The organism is Sphingomonas sp. (genome assembly GCF_017304615.1).
Taxonomy (GTDB): domain Bacteria; phylum Pseudomonadota; class Alphaproteobacteria; order Sphingomonadales; family Sphingomonadaceae; genus Sphingomonas.
Genome location: NZ_JAFKLZ010000002.1, coordinates 85,874 through 100,309, shown reverse-complemented (window position 1 = coordinate 100,309; position 14,436 = coordinate 85,874). Strand labels below are relative to the sequence as shown.

Genomic DNA, 14,436 nt, shown 5'->3' with positions numbered 1-14,436 from the left:
GCTTGATCGAAACAAACCCGCGCTCCGGCGCAGGCCGGAGCCTCGGTCGGCAGAGGTACGGTTGCCTAGGCTCCGGCCTGCGCCGGAGCACAGTCCATCGGATTTCAGTTTGCCGCGTGCAGTTAAAGACAGGCCTCAAGAAACGCCTGATCGAACCCGAACTGGCGCGCTTTCTCTAGCGTGTAGGGGCGCAGGCCCATCGCGCGATATTCACCGACGATCTTGCCGTCCGCGCTCTCGTCGAGATATTCGAACTTGAACAGCTCCTGCGTCACGATGACGGGACCTTCCATACCGATTACCTCGGTGATGTTGGTGACGCGACGCGAGCCGTCGCGCAGGCGCTTGACCTGGACGATCATGTCGACCGAGTCGGCGATCTGGCGCGAAATGGCTTCCTTCGGAATCTTGATATCGCCCATCAACACCATGTTCTCCATACGACCGAGGCATTCGCGCGGGCTGTTGGAGTGGAGCGTACACATCGAGCCGTCGTGACCGGTATTCATCGCGGCGAGCAGGTCGAAACACTCGCTCCCGCGAATTTCGCCGAGGATGATACGGTCCGGGCGCATACGCAGCGCGTTCTTGACGAGGTCGCGGATGGTGATTTCGCCCTGACCTTCGAGGTTGGCGGGGCGCGTTTCGAGCGGCAGCCAGTGCGGCTGCTGCAGGCGAAGTTCGGCCGCGTCCTCGATCGTCAGCACGCGCTCGCCCGGGTCGATCATCTTCGACAGGGCGTTGAGCATCGTCGTCTTGCCCGAGCCGGTACCGCCCGAAATGACGATGTTGAATCGGCACGCGCCCGCGATTTTCAGTGCGGTCGCCATCTTAGTGCTCATCGATCCGAATCCGGCCATCATGTCGAGCGTGATCGGCTTGTCGGAAAACTTACGAATCGAGATCGCGGTGCCACGCAGCGACAGCGGCGGGACGATCACGTTGACGCGGGAGCCGTCCTTCAGGCGGGCGTCGGCCAGCGGCGTCGTCTGGTCGACGCGCCGACCGACCGAGTTGCAGATGCGCTGCGCGATCTGGAACAGATGCTCCTCGTCGCGGAACTGGATCTGGGCGAGTTCGAGCTGACCCTTGCGTTCGACGAAGGTCTGGTCGGGACCGTTGACCATGATGTCGGAGATGTTCGGATCGGAGAGCAGTTCCTCGAGCGGGCCGAGGCCGAGCAGCTCATCCACCAGCACCTTTTCCAGCGCGAACTGTTCGCGGCGGTTGAGCGTCAGCTTCAGTTCGGCCAGCACTTCGCCGATGATCGGGCGGAATTCCTCGGCCAGCTCGTCCTTGTTGAGCGTGGCGGCGGCTTCCGGATCAACGCGTTCGAGCAGGCGCGGCAACACCTGTTCCTTGATCTTGTGGACCGACGCTTCGAAGCCTTCGGCGCGTGAGCTGCCCGAATCGGCGCTGGCGTTCTGGCGATCGGCGAGGCGCTGCATCGCGTCCATGGCGCCGCCCGGCATGCCGCCCTGCGAATTGGAGTCGGGTGCGGGGGTGCTGCTCTGATCGACGGGAAGCGGCGGAAACTGTTCGGCAACGTCGGGTTCGGACCGCGCGGGCGAGCCGCCCTGCATCGGCTTGGCGACGCCGAACGCCGGCCGTCCGGCCGGTCCCGCGCCCGTTCCACTACGGCGCCCAAACGCGCTCATGCCATTGATCCCTTCATAGTTGGGACCGTTCGTAGGGGGGAGGCGTTGACAAATTGCTAACCAACGCGGGCCGCGGGATAACTGGCGCCCTTACCTGCAGCGCTACGCCGCGATGGCTTCCAGCGCCTCGCTTGCTTCCATCCACGCCGCTTCCGCCGCTTCGATCTTCTCTTCCACCTCGGCGCGACGTTTCATCAGGTCGGTCATCGTCAGTTTGGCGAGCGCCGCATCGGCCGATGACGGATCGAACATCGCGCGATCGATCGCGCTGCGTTCGGCATTGAGCTTCGCTAGCTGCTCTTCCGCCGCCTTCGCCGCGTTGCGCAGACCCTGGCTCGCCTCGCGCGCTTCCGCGGCGGCGCGGCGCGCGTCCTTCTTGTTGAGCTTCGTCACTTCCTTCGCGGTGTCGGATGCGTCCTTCGCGAGCACGAAGGCGATGTAATCGTCCAGACTGCCGTCGAATTCCTTCGCGGTGCCGCTATCGACCAGCACCAGCCGGTCGGCGGTCATTTCCAGCATGTGGCGATCGTGGCTGACGATCACGACGGCGCCCGAATAGGCGTTGAGCGCTTGGATCAGCGCCTCGCGGGCGTCGACGTCCAAGTGGTTGGTCGGCTCGTCGAGGATCAGCATGTGCGGCGCGTCACGCGTGATGAGCGCGAGCGCGAGACGAGCGCGCTCGCCGCCCGACAGTTTGCCGACCTTGGTCGTCGCCTTGTCGCCCGAAAAGCCGAACCGTCCGAGCTGGCCGCGGACGGCCCCCGGCGTCGCACCCTTCATCTGGACGGTCATGTGCTGGAGCGGTGTCTCGCCGGCGTCGAGTTCCTCGACCTGATATTGCGTGAAGTAGCCGACGCGCATCTTGCCGGTCGCGTTCATCGCGCCGTCCATCGGCGTCAGTTGCGCCGCGAGCAGGCGCGCGAGCGTGGTCTTGCCGTTGCCGTTGCGGCCGAGCAACGCGATGCGGTCGTCGGGGTCGAGCCGCAAATTGAGGCGCTGCAGGATCGGCGTCTCGCCATAGCCGACGCTCGCCATGTCGAGCGTGATCAGCGGCGGGCGCAGTTCGTTGGGGTCGGGGAAGTCGAAGCTGAGCGACGGATCATCGACGAGTTCGGCGATCGGCTGCATCCGCGCGAGCGCCTTGGCCCGGCTTTGCGCCTGCTTCGCGGTGGAGGCGCGGGCGGAGTTGCGGGCGATGTAATCCTGGAGCTTCTCGCGTTCGGCCTGCTGCTTCGCGCGCGCGGAGGCGATCTGCGCCTGACGCTCGGCGCGCTGGCGCTCGAACGAATCGTAGCCGCCCGGATAGAGCCACAGTTTGCCGCGTTCGAGGTGCAGGATGTGGTCGACCACGTTATTGAGGAAATCGCGCTCGTGGCTGACCAGCACGATCGTCGCGGGATAGGATTTGAGAAAATCCTCGAGCCACAGCACCGCTTCGAGGTCGAGGTGGTTCGAAGGCTCGTCGAGCAGCAGCAGGTCGGGTTGCGAGAACAGGAGCGAGGCGAGCGCGACGCGCATCTTCCACCCGCCCGAGAAGCTGTCGAGCGGGCGATGCTGCGCCGCTTCGTCGAACCCCAACCCAACCAAAATACGCGCGGCGCGGCTGGGCGCGGCGTGCGCGTCGATCGCGTTGAGGCGCTCATGGATTTCGCCTAGCCGGTCGGGATCGTGACTGGTCTCGCTCTCGGTCATCAGCGCGGCGCGCTCGGTGTCGGCGGCCAGTACGGTCTCGAACGGCGTCGCGTCGCCCGACGGCGCTTCCTGTGCGATATAGCCGAGCCGGCTGCCGCGCGGCATCGCCGCCTCGCCGGTGTCGGGCTCGAGCATCCCCGCGATCACGCGCACCAGCGTCGTCTTGCCCGCGCCGTTGCGGCCGATCAGCCCGACGCGGCTGCGCGGCGGCAGCTTGGCGGTCGCGCCATCGAGGATCGTCCGCCCGCCGAGGCGGACCGTGATGTCGCTGAGGGAAAGCATGGCGCGTCCCTGTAGGGGAGGCTCGCCGTCGCCGCCACCCCTTCGTCGTTCGAGCCACGACGGTATCGTTTTGGGATAAATGCGGCGTTTGGCCGTGATGACGGTGGCGTGGCGCGGGTCTAAGGGGCGCGAATGATCGAACTCGCGATTTTGTACGAACACCCCCAATGGTTTGCCCCCCTGTTCGCCGCACTCGACAACCGCGGCATCAATTATGCGGCCTTCGGGCCCGAAGGTAACTGGAGCCCTGGCTATGGCGCGATTCCCGCGCCGGTCGTCTTCAACCGCATCGCCATGTCGAGCGTCACGCGCGAGGCGGAGCATCCAATCTTTCACACCATGGCGCTGCTCGATCATTGGCGGCGGTCGGGCGCACGCGTGATCAACGGCGCAGACGTGATGGCGATCGACGCGTCGAAGGCGCGGCAACTGGCGCTGATCGCCAGCCTGGGCCTGGCGATCCCCGAAACGCGCGTCGTGCATCGCACGGTCGATGTCGAACCGGCGGCGGCGACCCTGCATTTCCCCCTGGTGGTGAAGGCCAATGTCGGCGGCGTGGGCGCGGGAATCGTCAAGTTTGACACGCCAGCCGACCTGCACCGGGCGGTGAACGAGCGGGGACTGCCCAAAAGTGTCGATGGGGTGTTGCTGGTGCAGGACTACGTTCCCGCGCGCGACGGCAAGATCATGCGGATCGAAACGCTCGACCGCGAATATCTCTACGCGATCGAGATCGCCGGGGGCGGCGCGTTCGACCTGTGCCCGGCCGACGCCTGCGTCCCCGGCTCGCCAATCGCGATGACCGCGATCGAGCCGGATCGCGGGCTGATCGAGGCAGCGGAGCGGATCGCGGGCGACATGAAACTCGACGTCGGGGGGGTCGAGTTTATGATCGACGATCGCGACGGCACGCCACGCTTCTACGACATAAACGCCTTGTCCAATTTCGTCGCGAAGCCGCTAGACGTTCTCGGCTGGGATCCGCACGACAAATTGGTCGACTTCCTCGACATGGTCACCGCCAACAGCTTCGTATGAAACGCGAAAGCTCTGGTCTGCGCTTCGCCAGGCCGGCGACGGGCTAGCTGGCGCTGCGCTGCGTGGCCGCCGGGCTGAACGGCCGGAGCGATTCGATCACACGATCGGGCAATGCGACGGGGTCGAACGGCTTGGCGATCGATCCTTGCGCGCCGACCGAGCGATAGGCGCGCCGGTCGCTGTCGCCGTCTCGAGGCGACAGGATCAGCACCGGGATCGCCGCCGACGACGACCATTGGCGCACTGTCGCGACCAGCGCACCGGCGCTCATGTCCGCGAACTTCATGTCGAGCAGGATCACGTCGAATGCCTCGGTCCCGTGCCGAAGCGTATCGGCGGCGCCGAGCCGCGACACCGCGCTGACGGCGAATTGCGGGTGCAGGTCGAGCGCGAGCGCGACGATCGCGCGCGTATCGGGATCGTCGTCGACCAGGAGCGTGCGGATCGTCATGCCGCCAGCGCCCGAGTCGCCGCGCGGACGCTGGCCAAGCCGCTGCGCGTCACGATCAAATGGTCGATCAGCGTGATGCCGAGCGCGTCGAGCGCCGCCTCCAGCGCGATCGTCTGGGCGATGTCGGCGCGGCTGCTTTCGCGCAAGCCCGACGGATGGTTATGCGCAACGATGACATTCATCGCGCCCACTTCGAGCGCTCGCGCAGCAATCGTCCGAACGCAGAACGGCGTTCCGCTCGGCGTACCGCTGGCGTGCAACTCGTCGGCGATCAGGCGGTCATACGCGTTGAGATAGAGGATGCGCACATGTTCGACGGCCTCGTCGGCAAGGTGCACCATCAGATAGTCGCGCAGCACGCGTGAGTTGGGCAGCACCGGCCGCCGGTCAAGATCGGCGCGCGTAACGTCGCGCAGTATCTGCCGGACCGCTTGCAGCAAGGCGACGAGCCGGGGGTCGCCCGTCGTGCGCAATTGCCGTCCGGGCCGCGCCGCGATCAGCAGCGGTAACGAGCCGAACTCTTCGATCAGCGTGGTGGCGAGCGCCCCCTTGCCGGTCAGTCCGGCGGCGGCGAAGAGTTGCTCCAGGACGGCTCCGCCCCCAGACGTTTCACCCGGTTGTGGTGACGCACCGTGCCAAGCAGCAGCAGGATCAACATCGGATAGGCCCAGACCACGTTGCTGATCCAATAGAGCAGCGGGAGCATGCGCGGATCGGCCAGTTTGAGCAGGTGTCCGACGACCTGGAACACCTGCATCGCGGCCATCGCGATCGGCCAGTAACGATTGGCCTTCATCGCGATGATCAGGAGCAGGACCAGCATCGTCATATCGACGCCGAACAGCCCCATTTCGATGCCGCGCCAGCGCAGGCCAGTTGAATAGGCCGCCGCACCAGCCGGGACGGCGGCCAGGAAAATCACCGCGACAAAACGCTCGGGCTGCGCGCCACGCCACAAGGCATAGCCGCACACCCCGAGCCACAGGACCAGGAAGAGCAAAGCGATCATCGATGTCGATGGGCACCACGATCGGTACTCTCGTCAAGTCGGATTACGCGGCCACCTTCAAAGCCGGACGCGCCGGCGTCTCGTCTTCGGTGGTGATGCCTGGGCAGGGCCATACCGGACCCCACTCCTCGGCAGTCGCGCCGAGCATCTTGGCGGTGCGGCCATATTCACGATGCGCTTCTCCGAGCAGCCGGCGGCTATCGACATGCGCGGTCAGCGCCTCGGTCAGTTTGGCGAGTGCCGGTTGGGCCATCGCCGCGGGCAGTTTGGCGTCGCCATAGGTTTCGATCGTGGTCGAGACGAGCTGCGACAATTTGACGATCGAGCTGTCCATGTCGCGCTCGGCGGCGAGCACCGCGGCCGAAACAGTCAGGATGGCATCGTAGTGAGGGTGATTGGTAGGGTCGACGCGCATAAATCCTCCACCGCGCCGGTCATCGACAGGCACGTTCGATCAAGGGTGACGCGGCGTCAGTATGAAAGCGAGCGGAGGAACGTCGCCAGGCCGTAAAGCGCGCCCACTCCGGCGCTGACCGCGAAAAAGGCAAAGCCAATGATCACGGTGGCCGCCAGGATCAATACCCCCCTGGCACTGGTTGATAGGTCACTCGGTCTCGCCCCTTCGATAACGTCACGGAGCATACCGGACCAGCCGGTGCGCCCCGTGACGCCGCCGAAGCGCCGCTGATCGAGGACGGCATCGTTTAGGGAAGGGGAGAGGCCGCCCTCGATCGCCGTCGACCATGAGGGGTGCCGTGACGCCGCCGCCAGCCCCAGATTTTCGCATGCTAGATTCTGGGGGGTAGTTTTCGGAAGGCCCTGGGCGTCTTCATATTCGGCGAACAACAGCGCGGCATGCTTGCGGTCGCGCGCGCCGGGCTTGGCTCGAGCGGATCCCAGATAGGTGTCGACGGTGCCGGCCGCGATGCCCAGGTCGCGCGCGATCTCGCCCGATCCCTGCAACGCGCGCACGCCGCGCAGGCAATCGCGCTCACGCGGCGTCAGCGAAGCGAAGGAGGCGTCGTCCATAACCGCGATTAAACCATTTTTTTCATTCGAATCACAGCGAGTATCGGTTGGATTCAGGCACGCTGTACTATCGCGCTGCCCCGACAAGGGACAATCGTCATTCACAGCGGCGACGCCGTATCAGCCGTTCGCGAAATTGTGATGCTATCGGCGCTGCCAATTACCACTTCGCGAAAATGGTCGGGGCGACAGGATTCGAACCTGCGACCCCCACACCCCCAGTGTGATGCGCTACCAGGCTGCGCTACGCCCCGACCGGTCCCCGGCTATACCGCCGAGGAAGCGGGGCCTCTAGGCTCTCGGGCGGAGCGATGCAAGCATGCGCGTGTTGCGTGGGCGGCGTCATGATGATAGCGCGCGGCGCTTATCGTCGGCCTGCCCGTTTTCAGGCACATGCCGGCTTACGCCCAATTCAGGACGACCATGCTTATTCCTCCCGCTTACGCCCAGACCGCCGGCGCCGCTCCCGATGCGACCGCCAGCATGATTTCGACCATCGGGCCGTTGCTGCTCGTGTTCGTCGCCTTCTATTTCCTGATGCTGCGCCCGCAGCAGCGGCGGGTGAAGATGCTGCAGAACGCGATCGCCAACCTGAAGAAGAACGATCAGGTCGTCACGTCGGGCGGAATCCTGGGCAAGGTCGTCAAGGTTGATGATCAATATGCCGAGATCGAGATCGCGCCGACGGTCAAGATCAAGGTCGTCCGCGCGACGATCGCCGAAGTGCTGAGCCCGACCTCGGCCAAGCCGGCGAACGACTGATGCTCGATTTCCCGCGTTGGAAGGTGTGGTCGATCATCGGCGTGCTCGCCGCTCTGTGCGCGCTCGCGATCCCCAGCTTCCTGCCTGAAAGCACGGTCAAGAACTGGCCGTTCCATCCGCGCATCAACCTTGGCCTCGACCTTGCGGGCGGCAGCTATCTGCTGCTCGAGGCCGACACAAACGACTTGATCACGACTCGGCTCGGTCAGAAGAAGCAGGAAGTCGCCACCGATATGCGCCGCGCCAAGATCGGCGTCGGTGATATTTCGACCGATGGCGGCAAGATCACCTTCATGCTGCGCGACATCGGCCAGCTAGAGGCGGCGCGGCAATTGCTGTCGCAAAAGACCAACGGCGTCGGTAACACCGGCCAGCGCGACTGGGACATCTCGGTCGTCAATTCATCGACCTTCGTCGTGACGCCGACCAAGGCAGGGATCGATGCCGCGATCGACAGCGCGATGGACGGCGCGACCGAAGTCGTCCGCCGCCGCATCGACTCGCTCGGCACGCGCGAACCGACGATCATCAAGCAGGGATCGACCCGCATCGTCGTGCAGGTACCGGGTCTTCAGGATCCGACCGCGCTAAAGGCGTTGCTCGGCAAGACCGCGAAGCTCGAATTCAAGCTGGTAGATATAAATGCCGACGCGGCGCAATTGTCGAAAGGCATCGCGCCGATCGGCGACATCGCGTTGCCTTATCCCGAGGCGGTACGGTTCGCCGCGCCATATATCGGACGCCTCACCGCGCCGATGACGTTCCCGGCCGACCCGAATAATCCCAAGACGAACTGGCCCGTCGGTTCCCCCGTCATCGCGGTGCGTGACGAAGCGATCATTACCGGTAGCGACCTAACCGATGCTCGCGCGGAAACCGATACAGAAAACCCCGGTGCCTGGGCGGTCGGCTTCCAGTTCAACACGCAGGGCGGCAAGAGCTTTGCGAAGACGACGCAAGCCAATGTCGGCAAGCCGTTCGCGATCATCCTAGACGGCACGGTCATCTCCGCACCGAACATCCAGACGCCGATTCTGGGCGGCAGCGGTCGCATCACCGGCAGCTTCGACGCGAAAGCCGCGAACGACCTCGCGATCCAGCTCAAGTCGGGCGCGCTGCCCGTCGCTCTCAAGGTGGTCGAGGAACGCACCGTCGGTCCCGACCTTGGCGAAGCGTCGATCCGCGCCGGCATCCAGGCGTCGATCATTGCGGTCGTGCTGGTCGTGCTGTTCATGCTGGTGACCTATGGCCGGTTCGGCGTCTATGCGAACTGGGCCGTCGTCATCAACGTGCTGGTCATCATGGGCGTGCTTGCCCTGATAAATGGTACGCTGACGCTGCCGGGTATCGCCGGCTTCGTGCTGACGATCGGTACGGCAGTCGACGCCAACGTGCTGATCAACGAGCGGATTCGTGAGGAGCGGCGGCGCGGGCGCAGCGTCATCCAGTCGGTCGAACTGGGCTACAAGGAAGCCAGCCGCACGATCTTCGAGGCGAACATGACCCACGCCATTTCGGGCGTGATCATGTTCCTGCTCGGCTCGGGTCCGATCAAGGGCTTCGCGGTCGTGCTGCTGATCGGCATCGCGACGTCCGTGTTCACCGCGGTCACCTTCACCCGGATGCTCGTCGTCCTCTGGCTGCGGAAGAATCGCCCGCAGACTATCAATATTTAAGGGGCCGCGACGATGCGTCTGCTCAAGATCATCCCCGACAACACCAATTTCGATTTCGTCCGCCTGCGGTATTGGGCGTTCGGGCTGACGACGCTGCTGACGCTGGCAGCGATCGCGCTCGTGCCGCTCAAGGGGCTCAATCTCGGCGTCGACTTCGTCGGCGGCATCATGATCGAGGAAACCTTCGCGACCGCGCCCGACCAGAACAAGGTGCGCTCGGTGGTCGACCGCCTCGGCTTCGGCGACGCGCAATTGCAGACGGTGGGCAGCGACAAGACGCTGTCGATCCGCCTGCCGCGCCCCGAAAGCGCCGACGCCGCCGCCACCAATAAGGTGGTCGAATCGGTGAAGGCGGCGCTGACCGCAAACTTCCCGGGCGCCAAATTCTCGAAGCAGGACGCGGTGTCGGGCAAGGTGTCGGGCGAACTGGTCCGCAACGGCTTGCTCGCCGTGGCGCTTGCGGTGATCGGCATCTGTCTCTTTGCGATCTTCCGCTTCGAATGGCAGTTCGGCGTCTCGACGGGCGTCGCGATCGTCCACGACGTGCTGATGACGATCGGCTTCTTCGCGCTGACGCAGCTTGAGTTCGACCTCAATATCGTCGCCGCCGTGCTGACGATCATCGGCTATTCGATCAACGACAAGATCGTGATCGACGACCGCATCCGCGAGAACATGCGCCGATACCGCAAGATGGACATGCGCGAGATCATCAACCTGTCGGTCAACGAGACGCTGCCGCGCACCGTCATGACCTCGCTGACGATCCTGCTCGCGCTCGCCTCGCTGCTTATCTTCGGCGGACACGTGCTGCGCGGCTTCACCGCGGCGATGATCCTCGGCGTGATCGTCGGCACCTATTCGTCGATCTACGTGTCGTCGTCGCTGCTGATCACGTTGGGCCTGCGCGCAGAACCGGTGGCGACCACCGACAAGCCCGGCAAGAAGTCGGCGATCGACGGTGCGGAACGCGTCGGCTGATGCGCATGGACCGGACCGGCGCGGACGGGCCGGTCGTCAGCGGATTGTCGGCTGCGGGATTCCGTGTCGATGACAATATCTATCGCGCGCTGGCGATCACACCGGAGCGCGCCGACGAATGGTCCCCACCCGCGCTGGCGGCTCTGGACGAGGCTGCTCTCGCGCCGCTTCTCGCGCTTGATCCGCAACCCGAATTCCTGCTCCTGGGCACCGGCAGCACGTTGGTTCGCCCGCCGGTGACGTTGGTCCGCGCGCTCGAGGCGCGGGGCATCGGCGTCGAGGCGATGGACAGCCGTGCGGCGGCGCGCGCGTGGGCCGTGCTGCGCGGTGAGGGGCGCTGGATCGCGGGCGCTTTCTATCCCATCGAGGCTTGATCGCGCCATCTGCTAGCGGATAAGCTTTCGGGCGAATCTGGATGGGGGAGAGCGTTTATGCGATATATTCTGGCGATAGGCGCTGTATTGGCCGCCGCTTCGGCGTCGGCGCAGACGACACCACCAGTGACGACTCCTGCCGCGCCAGCACCGGCTCCCGTAGTGGCACCGGCCCCGCCGCCCCCTGCACCGCAATTCGCGCCGATTCCTGCGCCCGACTATAACACCGACGCCGGCTGGCTTTGCCGTCCTGGTCGGCAGGATGCGTGCGCGGTCGACCAGAACGTCACGGTGATCCCTGCCACCGGCAAGCCCAAGATCGTCAAATTCAAAGCCGATCCGGCGCCGACCTTCGATTGTTTCTACGTTTATCCGACCGTGTCGCTCGACCCGACGCCGAACAGCGACCTCAATATCGGGCCGGAGGAAAAGCAGGTCGCTGCTGCCCAGGCCGCGCGCTTCGCCGCCAAGTGCCGCGTGTTCGCGCCAATGTATCGCCAGGTCACGCTGACCGCGCTGCGCGACATCATGGCCGGCAAGGCCAGCGCCGCCGACCGCAAGCTCGCCTATCTCGACGTCGAGGCGGCGTGGTACAATTACCTGAAGCGCGACAATAACGGCCGTGGCGTCGTGCTGATCGGGCACAGCCAGGGCGCCGGCATCCTCAAGCAGCTCCTCGCCCAGGTGATCGAGAACGATGCCGACATGAAGCGCAAGCTGGTCGCGGCGTATCTGATCGGCACCAACGTCGCGGTGCCCCCGGGTGCGGACGTTGGCGGCGACTTCAAGCGCACCAGATTGTGCAAGTCGATGAATCAATATGGGTGCGTTGTCAGCTATGTGACCTTCCGTGCCGATGCGCCGCCCCCTGAAAACAGCCGCTTCGGCAAGATCGCCGATCAGCCGGGCATGGTCGCCGCCTGCACCAATCCCGCGGCGCTTGGTGGCGGCAAGGTGGTGACCGATGCGATCCTCGGCGCGAAAGGCGCGGGGCTGGCGAGCGCGCCGATGGGTCCGTGGACCACCGACAACGCGCCAGTGACGACGTCGTTCGTGTCGGTCCCGGGCCTGATTTCGGCGGAATGCGTGTCGAACGGCGCGTTCAATTACCTCGCGGTGACGGTCAACGCCGACCCCAAGGATACGCGCACCGACACGATCGTCGGCGACGTTGTCGTCGATGGCGCGGTCTTGAAGGATTGGGGCCTCCACCTGATCGACATGCCTGTGGAGATGGGCAATCTGGTGACGCTCAGCGAGTATCAGGCCGCGTCGTGGCGCGGCGTCCCGCTCCCCGCACCGAAGAAATAAGGCGCAAATGCTGGTTCAGCGATGCTGAACCAGCCCCGCCAGATGCTCGTACAGCGCGGCGGTGTTCGCTTCCCAGGTGAAGCGTTCAGCGCCTTCGCGGACCTTGGCGGCGGGCGTGCGGTCGGCGAGCACTGCAGTGATCCCAGAGGCGAATCCGGCGGGCGACCGACCCACCATCCGACCATAAGCGCGCTCGGTCACCACTTCGCTGGCGCCGCCAACGTCGGGCACGACGATCGGCGTCCCGCACGCGAGCGCTTCGACCCAAGCATTGGCGAGGCCTTCGCTCGCCGACGCCAGCGCCATCACGTCGGCGGCGCCGAGCAACGCCGCCATCTCCGCGTGTGGCACGGATCCGAGCAGGCGGACGCGGTCGCCGACACCGAGTTCGGCGATCCGGGATTCTAGCACGGGGCGATGCGCGCCCTCGCCGGCGATAATCAACGTCGCGTTGGGCAGTGCCGCGATCGCTTCGATCACGACCTCGTGTCCCTTGCGCTCGATCAGTGCACCGATCGACACGACCAGCGGCCCAGATACGTTGAACAACGCCTTTGCGACGCCACGGTCGCGCGGCGCGAACTGGCCGAGATCGACGCCGGTGTGGTGGACGCGGATGTGGTCGGCGGGCATGCCCAACGCCGCCATGTCGCGTTTCATCGCCTCCGACACGGCGAGCAGCCCGTCCGCAGCCTGGCCCGCGCGGCGCACCTGACCACCGGTCACGGTGGAGCGGCCCCAATAATGGATGTCGCCGCCGCGCGCCTTGATCGATACCGGCACACCGAAGCGCTTACCAAGCGCGACCGCAGCAGGCCCGTCGGGGAAGAAGAACGACGCGTCGATCACGTCGAACGGAAAGTCGCGACGCAGATCGGTGAGAAGCGGGGCAAGCGCCTTGGTCAGCGATGCGGCGAAAAAGCGTCCCGCCGTCCCCGGCGTCGCGACGAAGCGTGCGCGGTAGACATCGATGCCTTCCCATTGCTCGCCGAGCGGCAGTTTCGCGAGCGCGGCATGACGCCCGCGTCGGCTGAGCGGGAAGGGGGGCAGGCCCACAGGGGCGACGACGCGCAGCTCGACGTCCGGATGCGCGGCGAGTCCCAGCGTCTGGCGCTCGACGAACACGCCGAAATTACGCCGGGTGGCGTCGGGGAACAGGGTGGAAAGCGTCAGGACGCGCAGCATGCGGCTTCCTTAGCGCGGGGTGGTTAATAGCCTCTCGACCCCTGCCGAGCGACTCGTCAGATCCTTTTATCGCCGGGATAGGCGAACAACAGGTCGCTTCCCGCGGCGGCATGAAGGCGCACGGCCCCCGTCACGGTCACGCATTCGCCCGCGCGCCACGCGACCCCATCGACTACGCCTTCTCCCTTCAGTGGCGTCAGCCAACCGGTCACGCCATCAGGCAGCGCAATGTCGCGGTCGCCACCGGCCCAGCGTTCCAGCACGAACTTCGGTCCCTCACACAGGACCGTACGGCCCTCGCTCACTTCGCCGACGATCGGCTGAGGCGTGAAGGGATTAGGATCGGCGATCGCGAGGCCCTGATCGAGATGGAGTTCGCGGTCGCTGCCGTAATCGTAGAGGCGATAGGTCAGGTCGACATTCTGCTGCACCTCGACCAGCGTGATTCCCCCGCCGATCGCGTGGATCGTGCCCGCGGGCGAATAGAGGAAATCGCCCGCCTTGACCGGTTTCCAGTCGAGCATGTCGACGATCGACCCGTCCTCGGCGCCCTTGCGCAGCGCCGCGCGCGTGGTCGGCTCCTTCGTCCCTAGCGCGATCGTCGCGCCCGGATCGGCGGCCAGGATCACCCAGCATTCGTCCTTGCCGCGCGGATAGCCCGCGGCCTGCGCAGCGGCGTCGGTCGGGTGATCCTGCACCGACAGACTTTCACCCGGGAACAGATATTTGATCAGCAGTTCGGGCGTGCCGGCATCCGGCGTCTGGAACCATATCTCGCCGATCGGCGGCGCATCGGGCGCGGGATTGGCGAATCCGGGCCACAGGTCGTGCCGGCCCCACGGCTTTTCGACGCGCTTGGTGGCGAGCAAGGTTGCGGTCATTCGATTGGCCCTCCCTGTATTCGGTAAAGCGCGCCAACGCGCGGGCGGGACGTTGCGATCCTTGCCGTGAAAAAGCCACAAGCAAAAACCATTGTTCGCATCCCCGA

At 65.4% G+C, this 14,436-nt stretch carries 15 protein-coding genes and 1 tRNA gene; 6 read left to right on the top strand and 10 right to left on the bottom strand.

Annotated elements, in window-relative coordinates:
* Positions 1–122: 122 nt before the first annotated feature.
* Entirely contained in the window at positions 123–1,658 is a 1,536-nt protein-coding gene (locus tag J0J06_RS08665; protein WP_294041106.1) for a CpaF family protein, read from the bottom strand.
* 102 nt (positions 1,659–1,760) lie between these two features.
* A complete protein-coding gene (locus J0J06_RS08660; RefSeq protein WP_294041104.1) occupies positions 1,761–3,632 on the bottom strand; it encodes an ABC-F family ATP-binding cassette domain-containing protein in 1,872 nt (623 codons plus the stop codon).
* Positions 3,633–3,764: 132 nt separating this feature from the next.
* On the opposite strand from J0J06_RS08660, the gene J0J06_RS08655 reads away from it, so the two are divergent.
* Positions 3,765–4,670: an alpha-L-glutamate ligase gene (locus tag J0J06_RS08655; protein ID WP_294041102.1), complete on the top strand. Its 906-nt coding sequence runs from the start codon at positions 3,765–3,767 to the stop codon at positions 4,668–4,670.
* A gap of 43 nt (positions 4,671–4,713) precedes the next feature.
* Here J0J06_RS08655 and J0J06_RS08650 read toward each other — a convergent pair whose 3' ends face one another.
* From J0J06_RS08650 to J0J06_RS08625, 6 genes are all read right to left on the bottom strand, one after another.
* Positions 4,714–5,121 (bottom strand): response regulator, encoded by a 408-nt coding sequence (locus J0J06_RS08650; RefSeq protein WP_294041100.1) that lies wholly within the window; start codon positions 5,119–5,121, stop codon positions 4,714–4,716.
* On the bottom strand, positions 5,118–5,594 hold the full coding sequence (locus J0J06_RS08645) for a JAB domain-containing protein (protein WP_294041098.1): 477 nt from the start codon (positions 5,592–5,594) through the stop codon (positions 5,118–5,120). The genes J0J06_RS08650 and J0J06_RS08645 overlap by 4 nt, the downstream gene beginning before the upstream one ends.
* Positions 5,595–5,677: 83 nt before the next feature.
* Positions 5,678–6,130, bottom strand: a complete 453-nt coding sequence (locus J0J06_RS08640; RefSeq protein WP_294041096.1) for a hypothetical protein — start codon at positions 6,128–6,130, stop codon at positions 5,678–5,680.
* 43 nt (positions 6,131–6,173) lie between these two features.
* Positions 6,174–6,545, bottom strand: coding sequence for a hypothetical protein (locus tag J0J06_RS08635; protein WP_294041094.1), 372 nt, complete (start codon positions 6,543–6,545; stop codon positions 6,174–6,176).
* Positions 6,546–6,601: 56 nt separating this feature from the next.
* Positions 6,602–7,246, bottom strand: coding sequence for a helix-turn-helix transcriptional regulator (locus tag J0J06_RS08630; protein ID WP_294041092.1), 645 nt, complete (start codon positions 7,244–7,246; stop codon positions 6,602–6,604).
* A gap of 90 nt (positions 7,247–7,336) precedes the next feature.
* A tRNA-Pro gene (locus tag J0J06_RS08625) sits at positions 7,337–7,413 on the bottom strand.
* A 169-nt stretch (positions 7,414–7,582) separates the two neighbouring features.
* Here J0J06_RS08625 and yajC point away from each other — a divergent pair.
* Genes yajC through J0J06_RS08600 form a run of 5 tightly spaced genes read left to right on the top strand, consistent with a single transcriptional unit; the run spans position 7,583 to position 12,263 of the window.
* Positions 7,583–7,921 (top strand): preprotein translocase subunit YajC, encoded by a 339-nt coding sequence (gene yajC, locus J0J06_RS08620; protein WP_294041090.1) that lies wholly within the window; start codon positions 7,583–7,585, stop codon positions 7,919–7,921.
* Entirely contained in the window at positions 7,921–9,597 is a 1,677-nt protein-coding gene (gene secD / locus J0J06_RS08615; RefSeq protein WP_294041088.1) for a protein translocase subunit SecD, read from the top strand. The genes yajC and secD overlap by 1 nt, the downstream gene beginning before the upstream one ends.
* Positions 9,598–9,609: 12 nt before the next feature.
* Positions 9,610–10,578 carry a protein translocase subunit SecF gene (secF, locus tag J0J06_RS08610; RefSeq protein ID WP_294041086.1) on the top strand — a complete coding sequence of 323 codons (969 nt, stop codon included), beginning with the start codon at positions 9,610–9,612 and terminating at the stop codon, positions 10,576–10,578.
* Positions 10,578–10,952: an MTH938/NDUFAF3 family protein gene (locus J0J06_RS08605; protein WP_294041084.1), complete on the top strand. Its 375-nt coding sequence runs from the start codon at positions 10,578–10,580 to the stop codon at positions 10,950–10,952. The genes secF and J0J06_RS08605 overlap by 1 nt, the downstream gene beginning before the upstream one ends.
* Before the next feature lie 57 nt (positions 10,953–11,009).
* The gene (locus J0J06_RS08600) at positions 11,010–12,263 is read left to right on the top strand and encodes a DUF3089 domain-containing protein (protein WP_294041082.1); all 1,254 of its coding nucleotides are present in this window, start codon (positions 11,010–11,012) and stop codon (positions 12,261–12,263) included.
* Positions 12,264–12,278: 15 nt separating this feature from the next.
* Here J0J06_RS08600 and J0J06_RS08595 read toward each other — a convergent pair whose 3' ends face one another.
* Positions 12,279–13,448 carry a glycosyltransferase gene (locus J0J06_RS08595; protein WP_294041080.1) on the bottom strand — a complete coding sequence of 390 codons (1,170 nt, stop codon included), beginning with the start codon at positions 13,446–13,448 and terminating at the stop codon, positions 12,279–12,281.
* A gap of 56 nt (positions 13,449–13,504) precedes the next feature.
* On the bottom strand, positions 13,505–14,329 hold the full coding sequence (locus tag J0J06_RS08590) for a class I mannose-6-phosphate isomerase (protein WP_294041078.1): 825 nt from the start codon (positions 14,327–14,329) through the stop codon (positions 13,505–13,507).
* Between the last annotated feature and the right edge of the window lie 107 nt (positions 14,330–14,436).